13 protein-coding genes are annotated in these 18,175 nt (G+C 39.5%); 7 read left to right on the top strand and 6 right to left on the bottom strand.

Annotation, left to right across the window (positions count from 1 at the left end):
* The first annotated feature begins 188 nt into the window (after window positions 1-188).
* Window positions 189-1,715, top strand: coding sequence for a glycoside hydrolase family 10 protein (locus B4B65_RS05785; RefSeq protein WP_293914228.1), 1,527 nt, complete (start codon window positions 189-191; stop codon window positions 1,713-1,715).
* A 62-nt stretch (window positions 1,716-1,777) separates the two neighbouring features.
* On the opposite strand, the gene B4B65_RS05780 is transcribed toward B4B65_RS05785, so the two are convergent.
* Complete coding sequence (locus tag B4B65_RS05780; protein ID WP_293914226.1) at window positions 1,778-3,487, bottom strand: glycoside hydrolase family 3 protein; 1,710 nt, start codon at window positions 3,485-3,487, stop codon at window positions 1,778-1,780.
* A 122-nt stretch (window positions 3,488-3,609) separates the two neighbouring features.
* Window positions 3,610-4,152 carry a TetR/AcrR family transcriptional regulator gene (locus tag B4B65_RS05775; protein WP_201680902.1) on the bottom strand — a complete coding sequence of 181 codons (543 nt, stop codon included), beginning with the start codon at window positions 4,150-4,152 and terminating at the stop codon, window positions 3,610-3,612.
* 144 nt (window positions 4,153-4,296) lie between these two features.
* Between B4B65_RS05775 and B4B65_RS05770 the strand changes: the two genes are divergently transcribed.
* Window positions 4,297-7,080 (top strand): TonB-dependent receptor, encoded by a 2,784-nt coding sequence (locus B4B65_RS05770; RefSeq protein ID WP_293914223.1) that lies wholly within the window; start codon window positions 4,297-4,299, stop codon window positions 7,078-7,080.
* Here the strand turns inward: B4B65_RS05770 and pncA are convergent.
* From pncA to B4B65_RS05755, 3 genes are read right to left on the bottom strand one after another with little or no spacing between them, the layout of a single operon-like run.
* A complete protein-coding gene (gene pncA, locus B4B65_RS05765) occupies window positions 7,077-7,667 on the bottom strand; it encodes a bifunctional nicotinamidase/pyrazinamidase (protein ID WP_293914221.1) in 591 nt (196 codons plus the stop codon). The genes B4B65_RS05770 and pncA overlap by 4 nt on opposite strands.
* A gap of 2 nt (window positions 7,668-7,669) precedes the next feature.
* Complete coding sequence (locus tag B4B65_RS05760) at window positions 7,670-8,347, bottom strand: response regulator transcription factor (RefSeq protein ID WP_293914219.1); 678 nt, start codon at window positions 8,345-8,347, stop codon at window positions 7,670-7,672.
* Between the two features lie 2 nt (window positions 8,348-8,349).
* On the bottom strand, window positions 8,350-9,780 hold the full coding sequence (locus B4B65_RS05755) for a sensor histidine kinase (protein WP_293914217.1): 1,431 nt from the start codon (window positions 9,778-9,780) through the stop codon (window positions 8,350-8,352).
* A 125-nt stretch (window positions 9,781-9,905) separates the two neighbouring features.
* Between B4B65_RS05755 and B4B65_RS05750 the strand changes: the two genes are divergently transcribed.
* Window positions 9,906-11,267 (top strand): DUF4270 family protein, encoded by a 1,362-nt coding sequence (locus B4B65_RS05750; protein ID WP_201680907.1) that lies wholly within the window; start codon window positions 9,906-9,908, stop codon window positions 11,265-11,267.
* 6 nt (window positions 11,268-11,273) lie between these two features.
* A complete protein-coding gene (locus B4B65_RS05745; protein WP_293914215.1) occupies window positions 11,274-12,263 on the top strand; it encodes a Kelch repeat-containing protein in 990 nt (329 codons plus the stop codon).
* Window positions 12,264-12,521: 258 nt separating this feature from the next.
* Here the strand turns inward: B4B65_RS05745 and B4B65_RS05740 are convergent, their stop codons facing one another.
* Window positions 12,522-13,511: an aspartate-semialdehyde dehydrogenase gene (locus tag B4B65_RS05740; protein ID WP_201680909.1), complete on the bottom strand. Its 990-nt coding sequence runs from the start codon at window positions 13,509-13,511 to the stop codon at window positions 12,522-12,524.
* 160 nt (window positions 13,512-13,671) lie between these two features.
* On the opposite strand from B4B65_RS05740, the gene B4B65_RS05735 reads away from it, so the two are divergent.
* The 3 genes from B4B65_RS05735 to B4B65_RS05725 are packed head-to-tail and all read left to right on the top strand — an operon-like array spanning window position 13,672 to window position 17,220.
* The gene (locus B4B65_RS05735) at window positions 13,672-15,510 is read left to right on the top strand and encodes a lamin tail domain-containing protein (RefSeq protein WP_293914212.1); all 1,839 of its coding nucleotides are present in this window, start codon (window positions 13,672-13,674) and stop codon (window positions 15,508-15,510) included.
* Between the two features lie 13 nt (window positions 15,511-15,523).
* Window positions 15,524-16,486, top strand: coding sequence for an NAD-dependent epimerase/dehydratase family protein (locus B4B65_RS05730; RefSeq protein WP_201680911.1), 963 nt, complete (start codon window positions 15,524-15,526; stop codon window positions 16,484-16,486).
* 8 nt (window positions 16,487-16,494) lie between these two features.
* Complete coding sequence (locus tag B4B65_RS05725) at window positions 16,495-17,220, top strand: YebC/PmpR family DNA-binding transcriptional regulator (RefSeq protein WP_201680912.1); 726 nt, start codon at window positions 16,495-16,497, stop codon at window positions 17,218-17,220.
* Window positions 17,221-18,175: the final 955 nt, after the last annotated feature.

The raw sequence follows: 18,175 nt of genomic DNA, 5'->3' as shown, positions 1-18,175 counted from the left end.
ACATTACAAATATCATATTGAAAAGGTTATTTCAACACGAATTATTGTCATTTTTATAAACAACGATTTTCCCTCCGTACATTCCGAAAAATTAACACTATTTAACACCCTCCCGCCTGTACGTAACAAGTCAGTTACCCTACGTTTGTTATCTTTGATGCCTAATAGTTGTGGGGGATTCAAAAAACATGTTGCACTTTCTAAAGATAATCATTCTAATTCTTTTCATCAGTCATTTCCAGTATCAGGCAAGCAGCCAAAATTCTCCGAAACGGGAACTTCGTGGTGTATGGATAGCTACAGTCGCCAATATTGACTGGCCAAGCAGGGACAATGAAAGTAGTGAACGGCAGAAACAAGAGCTGATCAATATTCTGGATGCACATCAACGTGCAGGACTGAATGCCATATTCTTCCAGATCAGACCTGCTGCAGATGCATTTTACGCTAAAGGAAGAGAGCCCTGGAGCAGATATCTTTCCGGTGTACAGGGTAAAGCCCCATCACCATTCTACGACCCGCTGGAATTTGTTATTGAAGAAGCACATAAAAGAGGAATGGAACTACACGCGTGGGTCAATCCTTATCGTGCATCTACAACACTGAATCCGGCCCATTTTTCCAAAGATCACATCACACGGACAAAACCGGAATGGTTCTTTAAATATGGTGGAAAATATCTATTCAATCCGGGATTGCCTGAAGTAAGACAATATATCATTGATGTCATCATGGATGTTGTCAAAAATTATGATGTGGACGGGATTCATTTTGATGACTATTTCTATCCTTATCCGGATGCAAGAAATACTGCGCTACCTGATGCCCCTACTTTTCATCAGTTTGGCCAAGGCTTTGCCAATATACACGACTGGCGCAGAAACAATGTCGACCTTTTGATCCGTGATCTCGGAATAGCGATTAAAAAGGAAAAACCATTTATCAAATATGGGATAAGCCCTTTTGGTATATGGGATAATAAAAGAGATAATCCGGATGGATCCAATACAAGCGGACTCAGTGGCTACCGTACGCTGTATGCAGATGGGGTCAAGTGGATGAAAGAAGGTTGGATAGACTATATCAATCCACAGATTTATTTTCCGTTTAATAACAGAGCTGCAGCTTTCGAAATCTTGCTGGAATGGTGGGAGAAACATACCTACGGACGTCATTTTTATGTAGGACATGGGGCATACCGTGTAACTGAAAAACGCCAGGGATGGACAGATAAGGGACAGATTCCAAAGCAGGTGCGTCACCTGCGGGATCAACATGAAGTACAGGGAAGTATTTATTTCAGCTCTAAATCTTTGATGGACAATCTGGCAGGACTACGTGATTCCATGCAATATGATCTGTATCGCTACAAAGCACTTCCACCAACGATGGCATGGATAGACAGCATACCTCCGCAATCTCCTTACGGATTACAGGCACACGTCTCTGCAAACAGAAGATCGACTACGCTGATGTGGCAAAAGCCAAACGATGAACAGATCTACGGTTATATCATTTATCGTTTTGAAAAGGGAGAAAATGTCAACACCGCAAATGCAGAACGTATCTTACAAATATCATACGATGACAGCTACCTTCAGTACACGGATAATACTATAAAACCCGGAGGTCATTATTTTTATGTGGTGACGGCTATTGACAGAATGAAGAATGAAAGTAATATCTCTAATATCCGGGAAGTGATCCTCCCGTAATAAACTAAAAATGGCGAATCATTTTTTACGTGATTCGCCATATACAATTAATCTTATAAACCTTAAATTCCTGTTCCGTTTTTATAATTTTCATTAATCGTTACCGGTAATTTACCTTTCGGCTTGATCTCTCTGAAGATAGCTCTCACCGCAGCTTTTTGCATGAACCAGTCATTTTGATACCCCATAAGTATAGATTGACTTTTCTCTACACCTGGCAGATCAGCCAATGCATAAGGATTAGTAAACAGACAGGTGATCGCTTTTCTCTTTGCTAATTTAGCAATCACCTCTTTTACTTCCGGACTAAAAGGAACCTCACTGCGCGGACGTGAACGGTCATCGTGAATCGCTACGATTAACTGTTTGTGATCTTTCGCATTTTTGAAAATCTCCTGTAAAGCTTCTTCTTTTTCGTCTCCTTTGATGTAATATACATCAGACTCCGGAAGACGGGCTTTCATTTCTTTTTCGAAATCCTGCGCTGCAGTCACGCCTATACTTACAATAGCCGTTTTTTGTTTTGGTTGAAACGAATACAGGCGGTTATTTGAATTCAACAGTGTAATGGACGCATCCGCTAAACGCTGTACCAATTGTTTTGAACTGGTTCTGTTTAGGTCATCATACAGATAGTTTGTATTGATTACACGCTTACGGTTCAGACCAACCCACAATTTTGCAGCCAGAACTTTCTTTACCCGGGCATCCAGATCGGCTTGTTTGATACGGCCATCCTTGATTGCCTTTTCGATCAACCCAATAGCGCGACCACTGTTTTCAGAAACTTCCAGCAAATCATGCCCCGCAATAATAGCCTGAACATCTGCTTCTCCGTTTGGAAAAAACTTCTTCACTCCACTCATATCCATTGCATCCGTAACCGTGAGGCCTTTGAAACCTAACTGATCCTTCAAAAGTCCTGTTACTACGGCTTTTGATATTGATGAAGGCATATTAGGAGTGGGATCCAGACTTGGAATATTCATATGCGCAACCATTACAGCAGGCGCACCATCTTTGATCAACTGTTTGAAAGGGTACATTTCCAGTGTATCAAGACGCTCCTTACTGAATTTCAACTGTGGCAGATCATGGTGTGAATCCACATCCGTATCTCCATGTCCCGGAAAATGCTTTAATGAGGCTATAATCCCTCCGTCAACCATACCATCCATATATGCTTTTGCCTTCTTAACAACATTATACTTGTTGTCACCGAATGATCTGAAATTGATCACCGGGTTTTTAGGATTATTATTGATATCAACAACCGGAGCAAAATTAAAGTGCATTCCGATGCGATGAAAATCTTTAGCCACCTCTTTACCCATCTGATAGATCAGAGACTCATCCTGAATAGCACCCAAAGTCATTTGATAAGGATAAGAAACCGTAGAATCCGGCATACGCATTCCCAAGCCCCACTCACCGTCAAAAGTCATCAGCAAAGGCACTTTGGCAACAGCCTGATAACGGTTAAACATATTGGCATGACGCACAGGTCCTCCCTGAAATACAACCAGACCTCCCAACTGTTCTTTTTGAATTACTGCAGCCACAGAATCTATATATTTCTGGCCTAGATTTGTATGTGCCCGAACAAGAAATAACTGTCCTATTTTCTCTTTAGGGGAGAGGGTATTGAATACAGAATCAACCCAAGCGTGCTTTTGATTAATAAAGGCAACAAAATTGGGGTTAGACTGTGCTTTAGCGGCAATTGAAACAGCCACAAAGGCAAGCCCTAAAACCATTTTTCTAAATATCATATGCTTTAAAATTAATTAGGTACCACGAATTACGTCAAATAAAATTGATTTTTAAAACTATTTGTGCGCATTGCAACAAAAAAGATGCACAAAAACGCAAATTGTTACAAAAAAAATAGAGCTTACAGCAGATTGTATTTTTTCTCTAAAAGAATTGCCAGATCTAAGGATTGCTCAATCTCGCCACTGGCTTCTTTTTTCCAGAGGGAATCAATAACAATTAACAAAAACTGCGTTTCAAGTTCCGGATTTTCATAGCCAAGCTCTTCAAATGCGCGATTTATAATCGGCTGTACAGGTTTCATAAATTGCTCGTGCTGCTGACGCGAAAAAGAATTATGAGACAGACGCTCCTGCAGCTTCCAGAAAATAGGCTCTTCAGCCACCAGTTTACTTGGCAGAAAGATCATATTTTTCAGAAAGTCCTTTGGATTTTTATAGGTCATCATTCCCTTATGATACATCAGTACTCTTCTGTATCCGGATTTGATCAGATGAAAAAGCAGAGCGTCTTTATTTCCAAAATGTTTAAAAATCAAGGCCTCCGAAACTTCTGCATTTTGAGCAATAATTTTTGTCGAAGTATCCGCATATCCTTTCTCCGCAAAGAGAGCCAAAGCCTCTTTCATTATCCTTTCCTTGCGACTCATCGCATTATCTTTCATGTATCTTTATTGCTATAAATATTACAAATATACCTAATCTTTTTATATTCGCACAGGCATAGTCGAAGAGGATAACGGATTGTCATTATTTTTTTTACAAACAGTATTCCTAATAAAAAGACTATCACATCAACCTAAATTTCAATGAGACACCTTGCGCTTGTCAGTATCTTTTTATTCCTTTCCTTATCAGCTGTTGGTCAAATCCGTATTTCCGGTAAAATCACGGATAAGCTGACATCCCAGCCAATTAAAGGAGCCAGTATTTCTATTCTTAACAGCAAAGATTCAACTACTCTGAAAGCACCTAGTGATATGCTGGGCAACTATACATTCAGCAATCTGGAACAAGGTACCTATGTCATCAACATCAACTACATGGGGTATAAGCAGGATATGCGAAAAATCACATTGGGAAGTACCGCAGCAACAGTCAATTTTCAAATGGAATCTTCGGAAATCATGTTGGATGAAATCGAGATTACAGCAGAAACAGTTGCACTGAAAGGTGATACCATGGAATTTAATGCCAATAAATATGCAACAGCCAAAAACTCCGATGCAGATGAACTGATCCGGCAGATTCCCGGAGTGGAAATTGATGAAGACGGCAATGTCAATGCACACGGAGAAGCAGTAAAAAAAATAATCGTTGATGGTAAGGAATTCTTCAGCACGGATCCCAAAATTGCGCTCAAATCTCTACCTGCCGACATCATAGATAAAGTACAGATCATAGATGATAAATCTGAACAGGCTAAATTTTCCGGATTCGACGATGGTAAGCGGGATAAGGTCATCAATATCGTTACCAAGCCCAATCGGAAAAAGGGATATTTCGGAAAAGCAAACGGCAGTCTGGGAAATGATGAAAAGTACGCAACCAACATCAATATAAATGGCTTTCAGAATGACAAGCGCTATTCCCTTACAGCAATGGCCAATAATACCAATGAGACCAACTTCGGGGAGCAGGGACGCGGGGGCAACAGAGGGGGAAATTCAAATGTTGAGCGCGGCCTGTCTAAGACATACGCTGTGGCAACAAGCGTCAACAACAGTTATTTAAATCAAAAAATGCAGGTAAGTGCGGATTACAATTTTAATTCGACCAATACCAATACTTTTACAAATTCCTTAACCAACTATATCCTCGGTTCACGGGCTAATCAGTTAAGACAACAAGCGTCGAATACAGACAATGGAGCAGTAAGTCACAATGCAGGGGCACGGCTACACTGGGATATAGATTCCACTCAACGCATAGATTTTGTACCGAAATTGTCCTATTCTTCCAATGACCGCACTAATTTTAATATAAGTACAACTCTTAATCAACTGCAGGATACCATTAATACATCGGACCGAAGAAATCGAAATAATAGCAACAACTTTAATTTATCGGGAGCACTTACTTATATGGTAAGGCTGAATAAACCCGGAAGAACATTATCTGTTAATTTAAATGCCAATCATTCCTCCAATAACAGTGAGGGACGCACCTATGCGCTCAATCAATATTATAAAGATGCACTGTTAAATCGTATCGACACCAATAATAATCAGAATATATCTGAGGGCTATGGAAACGGAATAAACGGAAGGCTGACCTTTACCGAAAACATATCCAGATTCAGCCGGTTACAGGCTAATTACAGTTACCGCAATACGGCAAATTATTCGGACCGCAAGACTTTCGAATTTTTGGAAGAAACCGGACAACTGGGCCAGCTTAACGAGAGATTGTCAAATGAATTCCGAAATGATTTTGATTTTCACAGTGGTGGTATATCTTATTTATTCTCTAAAAAAGACAGCTTAACGTTTCAGATTGGAGCAAACTATCAATATGCCTCCCGCAAGAATGATAAGACTTTCCCTAAAAATGTACTCACGACTTCCGGATTCCGAAGCTTTTTACCGGAGATGAATATCATTTATCACATCAGTAAAGAAAAGCGGCTGGAATTAAAATATAATACCGCTACGAATGCCCCTTCTATTAATCAGTTACAAGACTTTATAGACAATCAAAACGCCTTGCGTATTCAAAACGGTAATCCGGATCTGGATCAGGAATATAAACATAATATTAGTTTTCAATTCAGGGATATTAAAAAATCCACAGGACGCAGTTTCAATTCCAGCCTTAACTTTGAATATATACAGGACAAGATCGTCAATTCGATCTTACTGACAGATACAGCAGTACATATCACAGATGATATTATTTTAGGAGCCGGTGGACAGTACATCACACCGGAGAATGTCAACGGAGCTTACTCGGTCAGAATGACAAACAGTCTGGGCTTACCACTTAATAAATGGAAACTGAACCTCAACCTGAATAATAATCTTTTCTTTAATAACAATTATTCCATATTAAATAAAGATTTATTGAATTCCAAATCCTACGGTATACGTCAGCGAGTAGGAATATCCAGTAATTTCGGAAGAAAGACAGTAATAGGGCTTTCCTACAACGGTAATCTGACCTTTACGGAGAATCCATCCTTACAGGTCAAAAAATATAATGTGTACAACCATACCATTAACAATAATGCGTCTGTAGATTTCTGGAAAGGAATGTTTGTGACGTCCAATATAAACTACATGCTTAACGGCGGTGTACAGAATACCTCCGGGGTTCAGACAGTTATCTGGAATGCCTCCATTGGCAAACGGTTCTTTCAGAAAGAAAATGCAGAACTGTCTTTAAAAGCATTCGATATCTTCAATAAAGCAAAAAATGTCAACAGACGTGTAGATGAATTCTCAATTTCAGATGTTCAGTCTAATACATTGACCCGCTATTTTCTATTGAGTTTTACATACCATCTACGCAAATTCGGCGGACAGGACAGTAAAGGATCACGCGGATCAGCCAGCCCGCGCAGAGAAGGAGGACGGGGCAGAGGAATACGTTAAATCAACCGTCCACCATCTTCTTCAAATGATCTGGCAAGTATTTCAAACTGAGCTGGATCTATCGCTTTAGTGGCATCCGTAAGAATTGCTGTCTGAAAGCCTAGAGATAATGCATCTTTAGCTGTGAAATATACGCAGTAATCGGCTGCCAGACCACATACATGGACTTCTTCAATATTTCTGTCGCGCAGAAATCCGGCAAGACCTGTATTTTTCCTGCGTCCGTTATCAAAAAATCCACTGTAGCTATCTATTTCCGGATTCGTTCCTTTTCTGAAGATCGCTTCTACCCGATTCATGTCTAACTGTTCATGAAATGCTGCTCCACTACTCCCCTGTACGCAATGGATTGGCCACAATCGCTGCTCCAGACCATTTAGGTCAATCACCTCCAAAACGCTTTTGCCAGGATGTTCCACCGCAAAACTTTTGTGATGAACGGGATGCCAGTCTTGCGTAGCAACCACCAGTTCATAATCCTGCTGAAGCTGATTAATCAAAGGGATAATCTCATCGCCATATTCTACGGCCAACGACCCACCCGGTACAAAGTCATTTTGAACATCTACTATAATCAATGCTTTCATTTCTATTCATCTATTGTTAACATATAACCTATACCTCTGATATTAATAATTTTGATCCGTTCATCTTTAATAAGATACTTTCGCATTCTACTGATAAAAACATCCAGACTTCTACCGGTAAAATATTTGTCCTGACTCCAATATGCTTTAATAATCTCTTCCCGGGGAACCACCTTATCTTTATTTTCCAATAATCTGCGCAACAATTCACTTTCCCGAAAGGATAGCTTCTCTTCCATCTCCTCAAAAGTCAGCAAGTGCTTCACATGATCCAGAACATAATGTCCTATTTGCAATTTTGAAACAGCTTGTGCCCGGTTATAATATTTAAACAGAGCCTCTATCCGGACAATGAGTTCTTCTATCTTAAATGGCTTTTTAATATAGTCATTGGCTCCAAGATGAAACCCTGCAACGACATCTTCAGTCTGCGTCCGTGCGGTCAGAAATATAATAGGTACATCCGTATCCATTCCTCTCACCTTCTTTGCCAGCTCAAAACCATCCATCACAGGCATCATGACATCGATCAGCAAAAGATCATATTTCTGTTCCTGAAACGTGGAAAAAGCCTCTCCACCATTAGGACAATGTGTTACTTCAAATCCATGAGACGCCAGAGTATCTGACAAAATCATGGCCAGACCAGCCTCATCCTCTACATACAAAATACGGATCATAACTACGCTTTAGGAATACTGATCGTAAAGATACTACCTTTATTTAATTCACTGACGAGAGAAACAGTCCCTCCATGTTGTGTAATCATTTGCTTTACATATGATAATCCCAGACCAAAACCCTTTACTTCATGAAGATTTCCCTCAGGAACCCTGAAAAAAGCATCAAATACATCCTTTTGATATTCTGCAGCAATGCCCTTCCCATTATCTTTCACACTGATCTCTACCGAGTGCGCCAATTCTTTCAGAACAACCGTTATCAAAACCTCTTCTCCGGAATACTTGATTGCATTATCCAGCAGATTGCTACACACATTCTTCAGATGCGCTTCATCAGCCGATATCATTACCGGTCTCTTTTCACAATCAAAGACTACCTCAATCTTCTTTTTAAAATTGAGCTTTGCAATCATAATACACCGCTCCAGCAAGTCTGCAATATCAAATGTCGTGTATTGTAAATTGACTCCCTTTACTTCATCAATATCCATCTGCAAAACTTTTTCAATCATATCAGAAAGGTGTTGAAGCTCATTTCTGGAAACCTGAAGATATAACTCCATTTTAGCTTTATCATCTTTGACACCGTACGTCTGAATCGCTTCTACAGCTGCCATAACAGTAGAGACCGGAGTCTTGAGCTCATGGGTCATATTATTTACAAAATTCTTTCGCAGTTGAGCCATCTTATTCTGCCGCAATATGGTCAGCATCAGATAAAGAAAGGAGCCAACCAGAGAAGCAACAAGAACTATTGAAACCAACAACTGCCATCCTATACCAAAAAGAAGATAACGCCAGGTATTCTCAAATTTAACCACGACAAACTGCCCTCTGTCTGGATTTACTAAGGTTGGTCTTGTCCACATCAGCTTTTCTGCTTTCGTATTTGCACGGAAAGTAGACACCTCTTCCCGACTAAGCTGCAGTAACTCCACCTTGAAATCGGTATGAATACCTTTATCTGTTAGCGTCAGTTTAAGTCTGTGACAGACCGTATCCATCACCTCTTTATCGAAATCAAAATCTTTGAACAGATAGGGGGGAATAATCTGAGCAGGTCCTTCGTCATTACGCTCTTCTCCTCTTCTGGGAGCATTATCCCTGAAGCTTTGCATATAGGAAGATTTCCCTGAGCTTTCTTCAAAATTCTTGCGTAAAGAATCAAAGTCTATTTTTGGAAATTTTTCCTGCAGATAGCCTACAAATGATTTCCTTCCTCTGGCCTGAGCGGAACGGAGAGAATCGTCTACATTGATCTTCGTCTGATATACTTCCTGTATAACATTAAACATTGATCTTTCTGCAGAAGAAAGAAACAGATCCCGTCTGTTCTGATAGCTGCCATAAAGCCATCCCGACAATACCAGAATAACGCCCAAACCCGTCAGGATCATGACTGTTATTACCAATTTATACCTTTTCACCATAATTAAAAAACAAATTTAAATTAGTAGCTTTGCTTCACGGTTATGAATTAACCTAATTTAACAAAATATAACACTGATTAACAGGAGGCAATCATTACTTTTGCGTCATTGCGTAATTTTTCAACATGAGTCGATTTTTTAAAAGAAGAAATATAAGATATATTTTACCAATTTTATTCATTGCTGTCGTAAGTTCCTGTAATAAGGATATCAGTATTTCACTTGATGGCTCCGATAACAATCTTGGTCTTAGTGTTACCGATTCATTTACTGTAAATGTCTCCACCTTCCAGATGGATAATCTTCCTACTGCAGCAACGGGTACTATCCTTGTCGGTAAAGCGAACAGCGCAAAGACGGGAAGTATTTCATCAAGCAGCTATTTTCGCTTAGGTTTAGGAAATGTATCTGCGACAATACCTGACGGTGCAACATTTGACTCCCTGACACTGGTTATCAAGCCTAATCAGGCCAGATACTACTACGGAGATACTACCGTAAACCAAAAGATAAGTGTACATGAAGTCACAGAAAATATCATACTAAGAGACATTACTACAGGTATTGATAATAATCTGACTCCGGCTTTTGTCACAGGTCCGACTCTATTCGGCAAGCAGAAATTTAATTATAACAGCACGCCTCTTGGAGAATTAACATTCAGACCACGTATTAAATCCTTAGATACTTTATCTGTACGTCTGGATCAGAATCTTGGAAACACATTATTTAATCTTTTCAAGAATAATGACATTAAAGTATCTTCCAATGCTAACTTTCAGGAATTCTTTAAAGGTATGGTCATTGTCCCTGCAGCGACTAATACTACTGTAATCGGATTTAATGATACACTGGCAGTTAAAGTAAACTATTCTTACATCGGATCGGACGGATTTAAAACTCAGGCTGCAAAAACATTTACTATTGACAGTAAATCTTATCAGCATAACAATATTACATTTGACCGTACCGGTACTCCATACGAATCCTTGAATTATACGAATAAAGAGTTGAAAAGCTCGGAAACTAATCAGGAAGTATTTGTTCAGGGTGGTACAGGAGTTGTAGCGAACATTAAGATTCCTTCGTTAAGAGAATTTATACTGGATGAGAAGATTTCCATAAACAAAGCGGAGTTGATTATCGAAACACCAAATTTAAATACCGGAATGTACCCTGTACCTCCATCCGTCATGCTGATGGTAGCAAATATTAACGGAATACCTGTTACAGCAGTCAATTTTCCTTTTACAAACACTATACAACAGGTAAGTTTCAGCAAAGGAAATGATACCGGAGCAAATGGTAAATATGTATTTGATCTGATTGCATACCTTAAGAATATTAATACTGTAAATTATTATGATACTTCGTTATTTTTAACTGTTGCATCTCCAAGCCTGTTCTCCACAGCGAATGCGCTTGAAATCGCAAAAGAAAATAACAAGCCAAAAGTTAAATTAAACATCGTATATACTAAATTTTAACAATTTATGAACAAGAAAAATTGGCTAATCTTATTTTTAGCCTGTACTATCGCTTTAACGTCCTTCAATTCTTGTAAAAAAAGTGATGATACAGATAGCACAACAGATACAGGTCCGACTGAGTGGTTTAAAACTTCAGCTTTTGACGGAGATCCACGCAGTGCAGCAGCCTATTTCTCTATCGGAGACAACGGTTTTATTACTACGGGTATCCTGAGAACAAATGAGAGAGTAAAAGATACCTGGTTATTCGATTCCAAAAAAGGTTCATGGTCTAAAAAAGCTGACTTCATCGGAGACGCTCGTAACGCAGCTGTAGGTTTCGCAATCAACGGAGTTGGTTTCGTAGGTACAGGTTACAACGGAACAGATGCATTGAATGACTTTTACAAGTACGATTCTGCGACAAACACATGGACAAAGATTAAATCTTTACCAGGTGAAGCCAGATACGGAGCGGTAGCGTTTTCATTAGGCGGTTTCGGATATGTAGGTTTAGGTTCTACAAAAGCTGAAAAAACACTGAAAGATTTCTACAAATACGATCCTGCAACTGATACCTGGACTGAAGTAGGTACTATCTTCGCTAATAAAAGAGTGAATGCTTTTTCTTTCGTGATCGGTAACACTGCTTATGTAGGTGGTGGTTTTGACAACAACGCTTTCCCTGAAGATTTCTATAAATTTGACGGAACAAACTGGACTCGTCTGAATGACATCAAAAATGATGATATCGACGTAACACGTCAGAGTGCTTCTGCTTTTACAGTAGGTCAGACAGCATTCGTTGTTGGTGGTAAAAAATCTTCTATTCTAAACAGCACATGGAGATACAATCCTTCAAGTGATTCATGGGAAAGCAAACATCAGGCATTCCAAGGATCCGCACGTGAAGGTGCAGCATCATTCTCTGTAAACGGAAAAGGATATATCGCAACAGGTGCTAACGGTACATTCAAATTTGATGACAACTGGGAATTCATTCCTGTGAGATAAGAATATATCTATTCACAAAATAAAAAAAGAGCAACTTTTGTTGCTCTTTTTTTGTTTCTGTTTGAAGGTAATTCATGCTCTTCATATAATCAGAAAGCATACGATGCCAAACATCTAACTTCTCCAGAATAGAGTGTCAGACAATGTTCGTGTATTTTCCATATATACTGCGACAGCGCATTTTTACACTATATAAGTTCATAAAAAAAGAGCTGCTTGTATAAAGCAGCTCTTCATATTATCAGAAAGACTTTTTTATTAAATCAGTCCCTTCTTGTTTAATAGTTCTGCAATCTGAACAGCATTCGTTGCTGCTCCTTTTCTAAGGTTATCTGCAACAACCCACATATTCAATGTCTTGTCCTGAGATTCATCACGACGTATACGACCAACAAACACTTCATCACGACCATGTGCATCCTTTGGCATAGGATATGCCAGATTAGCCGGGTCATCCACTACAATTACGCCACTCTGTGCTTCCAGTACAGATCTGATATCTTTCAAATCAAACTCATTTTCAAATTCGATATTAAGAGATTCAGAGTGTCCGCCCATCACAGGTATACGAACAGTAGTCGCTGTCACTTTAATAGAATCATCTTGCATGATCTTATTCGTTTCCTTGATCATCTTCATTTCTTCTTTTGTATATCCATTGTCCTGGAATACATCAATATGAGGAATTACATTCAAATCGATTTGATAAGGATACGCTTTTTCTCCTTCTATGCCTGCACGCTCATCATTAAGCTGCTGAACCGCTTTAACACCAGTTCCGGTAACGGATTGATAAGTAGACACAACTACACGCTTGATTTTGTATTTGTCATGTAATGGCTTCAACGCCACGACCATCTGGATCGTAGAACAGTTAGGATTTGCTATAATTTTATCCTCTGCAGTCAATACATCCCCATTTACTTCCGGAACGACAAGTTTCTTTGTCGGGTCCATGCGCCATGCTGATGAATTATCAATAACAGTAATCCCTGCCTCTGCAAACAAAGGAGCAAATTCTGTAGAAGTACTGCCTCCGGCTGAAAAAAGAGCAACATCAGGTTTCAGTGCAATAGCTTCTGTTGCGGTTACAACCTCGTACTTCTTACCCTTAAACTCAATTTCCTTACCCTTGCTCTTCTCAGAAGCAACTGGAATCAAGGTGGTCACCGGGAAATTACGCTCTGCCAAAACTGTCAACATCTCTGACCCAACAAGGCCTGTTGCGCCAACTACTGCAACTTTCATAATACTGTGTTGTTTTTTAAATTGTTATAAATTTTATTAATCTTTACTTAACTTACATGTTAATGTAGAATGCCAAACATACAAATTAAAGAGACATCAAACCAGAGATATTTTAAAATTTATAAATTTTACACAGCAATATTGACAATTTATATAAATTATGAGCGTATTAATAGAAAAAAGACAACTCTTATGCTATTGGTTAGCAGGCCTGTTACATCTTCTTACTCCGCAGGTATCCTTACATGCGCAAAATACCCTTCTTCCATCTGATACACTGGGTGTCCTATTTATGGACAAGTTCCAGGCAGGTCAGCTCCATCAATGGCAGCCTACCCGGGATTATTTCGTTGAAGATAATATTTTGCGGATCAGTCCCCAATCTTCATCACCCGCATATCTCCATAGCAGCATACTACCTAAAGCAGGTATGCAATACGAAATCGGATTTACCAGTACTACAGCGCTTTCATCAGCTAATTACTTCCGCTTCTATCTTTCTGTTAATAAACCTTCAACTCATCAGCCTCATGAGGGCTATCATCTGCAGGTAGATGGCACTTCAGATTACCATTTCTATAAACTTTATCGTCAGAATGGAAATTCCAGAATGATTATATTTCAAAGTACTCCGCTTGTAAATGAGAAAGAGCACCAGTCTGCACAAGTCATGATAACCTGCGATCAGAATGGCATCTGGCGTATCGCAGTGAAAGAGTATGAGCAGAAATCATTTCTTACTCTACTGAACACAGCCGGTCAGGCTCAGGTAAAAGACAATGTCTACAAGCTGCAGACAGATTTCGGACTGGCCAGTTACTTCACAGCAACACGTCGTTCATCGCTTCGTTTCCATTATATCCTGCTCAAAGCATACTCTTCGACAGATCAATTATCTGTTAAAAGAGCATCCATTCTTAATCCTAAAACGATATCAATTCTATTCTCCGATCCTTTGGATACAGCGACTATGTCTGAACAATCCAATTACTTTATTAGCCCACCCAAAAAAATTGAGAATATCACTTCTCAGGATTCAATTGTATATCTGCATCTGAAAGATTCTTTGGTAAAAGAAACCTTTCAGATCAATATTCGTAAGGCAGTACTATTCACCGGGGATCAGATAGCACTCGACACAACTATAACACTTTCACACACCCTACCCTATAAACCTCACCCTCAAGACATTATCATTAATGAAATATTATTTAATCCAAAGCCCGGAGGGGTAGACTTTGTGGAGATCTACAACAACAGTATAGAGGACATAAATCTACAGAACTGGAAGATCGGAAAATATAACATAGCCGACACTGTTCATTACTTTCCAGCCGGACATTACCGGCTGCTTACCACAAACGGAACAATTGTAAAACAACATTATCCAGCTACAGATCTGAATAATCTCATACAGCTACGTACACTCCCGGCCTACACTAATATATCAGGTGTAGTGACACTCCGGTATCAGGAACAGATTATAGATAGTCTGTTTTATACCGAAAATATGCATAGCCCGTTTATTACCAATAAACGGGGAATTTCATTGGAACGACAACAATACAAAGAGGATACAAATACTCCCGGAAACTTCCGTTCTTCCGCAACATCAGCGGAAGGAGCAACTCCCGGATATCAAAATAGCCGGTACAGCGATAAAATTTTCAAAAAAAATAATTTTTTTTTGACCTCCCGCACATTTTCTCCTGATGGGGATTCATTTGAAGATTTACTCTTCATTAACTATGAAATACAAGTCGAAAATGCCATGATCAGCCTCAGTATAGTAAACGATAGAGGTCATATGATCAATCGATTGATTCGGAATAAAAGTATAGGTTCATCGGGACAGATCACCTGGGATGGTCGAACAGAAAATGGTTCACCCGCACCGCCGGGTATTTACTTATATATAGTTGAATTATATGACAATCAAGGCTTCAACAGGACATTCAGAGGGAGTTTTGTCCTTGCCTCAGCCACATCTCACTATTGACAAAGGTTACAAAATGAGTATCTTTGTTTCGATGAAAGAGCGCGTAATTATTATTGGTGCAAACGGTCAGATCGGAACCGAATTAGCATTGGCCCTGAGACAAAAATTTGGATATGAAAATGTCATTACATCAGACATTCGAGAACCAAAATCCTTGGCCGAAAATGAGATTTTTGAAATCATTAACGTATTAGACAAAGAAGCTTTAAAAGCGCTTTTTGATAAATATAAACCTACTCAGATTTATCACCTTGCAGCCATGTTATCTGCGACTGGTGAACAATACCCGCAAAAAGCATGGGATCTCAACATGAATGGTTTACTTCATGTACTGGATCTATCGCTTGAGTTTAAAGTAAAACGCGTATTCTGGCCTAGTTCAATCGCTGTATTCGGACCACATTCTCCTAAGCAGGATACACCGCAATACTGTACAATGGATCCAAACAGTATCTATGGTATCAGCAAACTGGCAGGAGAACGCCTTTGTGAATATTATCATGCAAAATATGGTTTGGACGTAAGAAGCATACGTTACCCTGGAATTATTTCCTGGAAAACAGAACCGGGAGGAGGAACTACAGATTATGCCGTACATATCTTTTTTGAAGCGCTCAAAAATGGCACCTATGAATGCTTTCTTTCAGAAAACACAGCCCTACCAATGCTGTATATGGATGACGCAATAAGAGGTACACTCGAATTGATGGAAGCTCCTGAACAAAAGCTAACGATCCGCTCCAGCTATAATCTTGCAGGTATCAGCTTCACACCGAAGATGATTGCTGAAGAAATTAAAAAAATTCTTCCTAATTTTACCATCACTTATTCGGACAATGATCCCCGTCAGGCTATTGCAGACTCCTGGCCTGCAAGTATTGATGACTCATATGCCCAAAAAGATTGGGAATGGAAACCGAAATTCGATTTAACCGAAATGACGGCGGACATGATCCAAAACCTTAAAAACAAATAACAGACAAAATGGGAAGAGCTTTTGAATTCAGAAAAGAGCGCAAATTTAAACGCTGGGCAAAAATGGCTGTCCAATTTACACGTTTAGGAAAAGAAATCGCTATCGCAGTAAAAGAAGGTGGACCTCACCCGGAAACCAACTCCCGCCTGCGTACAGCAATCCAAAACGGTAAAGCTGTAAACATGCCTAAAGATCGTATCGAAGCAGCTATAAAACGTGCTTCAGAGAAAGATGCGAAAGGATATGAAGAATATGTTTATGAAGGATATGGCCCGCACGGTGTGCCTATTCTTATCGAAACAGCAACAGATAACACCAACAGAACTGTAGCTAATATCAGAAGCTATTTTACAAAAGCCGGTGGTACATTAGGGAAAACAGGTTCCTTAGATTTTATTTTCAATAGAAAATCTATCTTCAGATTCGATGCTCAGGAAAATCTGGATGTAGAAGAATTGGAACTGGAACTTATCGACGGAGGTCTGGAAGAGTTATATGTAGAAGCGGATGAAGAAGGAAATGATGTTGTAGTAGTACAAACTTCTTTTGAAGACTTTGGAAATATGCAACGTCTTTTAGAAGAAAAAGGTATAGAAACAAAATCAGCAAAATTAGAACGTATTGCTTTATCACATTCTACTATTTCTGAGGAAGAAGCAGCTGATGTTCTTAAACTTATCGATAAAATCGAAGAAGATGACGATGTACAGGCTGTATATCATAATATGGACTAATATAATTTGTATTATTTCTTATAAAATGAAAAAAGAGGGCTTTCGCTCTCTTTTTTCATTTTGGTAAATTCGGTACATTTGTAAAAACAGGAACGTATGACCTTTGAAGAATTTTTTGTAAAAAAGAACATTGATTTGAATGCCCTACAACATTCAAACTCGGCTCTTTATGATGAATTCAAAAAGCATTATATGTTAATGGGGGAGAAAAGCTTTGATCATACAAAGAAATTCTGGTTCAACCGGCTTCGTAAGGATTATAAGCTGGCCGAACAGGAAGTGGGGATTGCTGCAGTTGTCAAAAAAACAGAAACGCCAATAGCCCCTGCTGCATCTGCAGGAGTTGCTTCGAAACCAGCGGGTTTCAGGCCAAAATTCAAATCTGCAGCTACACCGGTTACTGATAATGAATCAACTGCAGAAAAAACAGCAGCAGAACCCCGTCCGGCAACCGGATTCACACCTCGCTTTAAAAGTAATACCACAACGGAGAACACAGAGTCTAAAGAAGACTCAAATCCTCAACCAGCATCTTCTGGCGCACCTGCAGGTTTTAAACCTCGTTTTAAGCAGGGAGTTACGACTACAAAAACAAATACGGAAGAACCTGTATCTCCCGAAAAAGAGAATATACAAGAGACAAGTAATAAGCCGGCAGGATTTAAGCCTAGGTTTAAGGCCGGAATTACAGCTCCTAAAAAAGACCAGGACGAAACAGCTTCTCCAGCAGAATCCACAGCCACAGACAATAAGGAAACGACAGAAATACCTTCTGCGGCAACAGCTGAAGACACGAAAGATACTCCTCAGACTACGGCTAAGCCACTNNAGACCCAAATTCAAAGCTGGAGTGACAACCGTCAAAAAAGAACAAGACGAAGAAACTTCACCAGCGGAATCCGCAGCTACAGACTACAAGGAAGCGACAGAAGCACCTTCCGCAGCAACCGCTGAA

The sequence above is a fragment of the Sphingobacterium sp. UBA5789 genome (assembly GCF_002418355.1).
Classification (GTDB): Bacteria; Bacteroidota; Bacteroidia; order Sphingobacteriales; family Sphingobacteriaceae; genus Sphingobacterium.
Note: the sequence above shows the minus strand (reverse complement) of the source record. Positions and strands in the feature narration are given on the sequence as shown.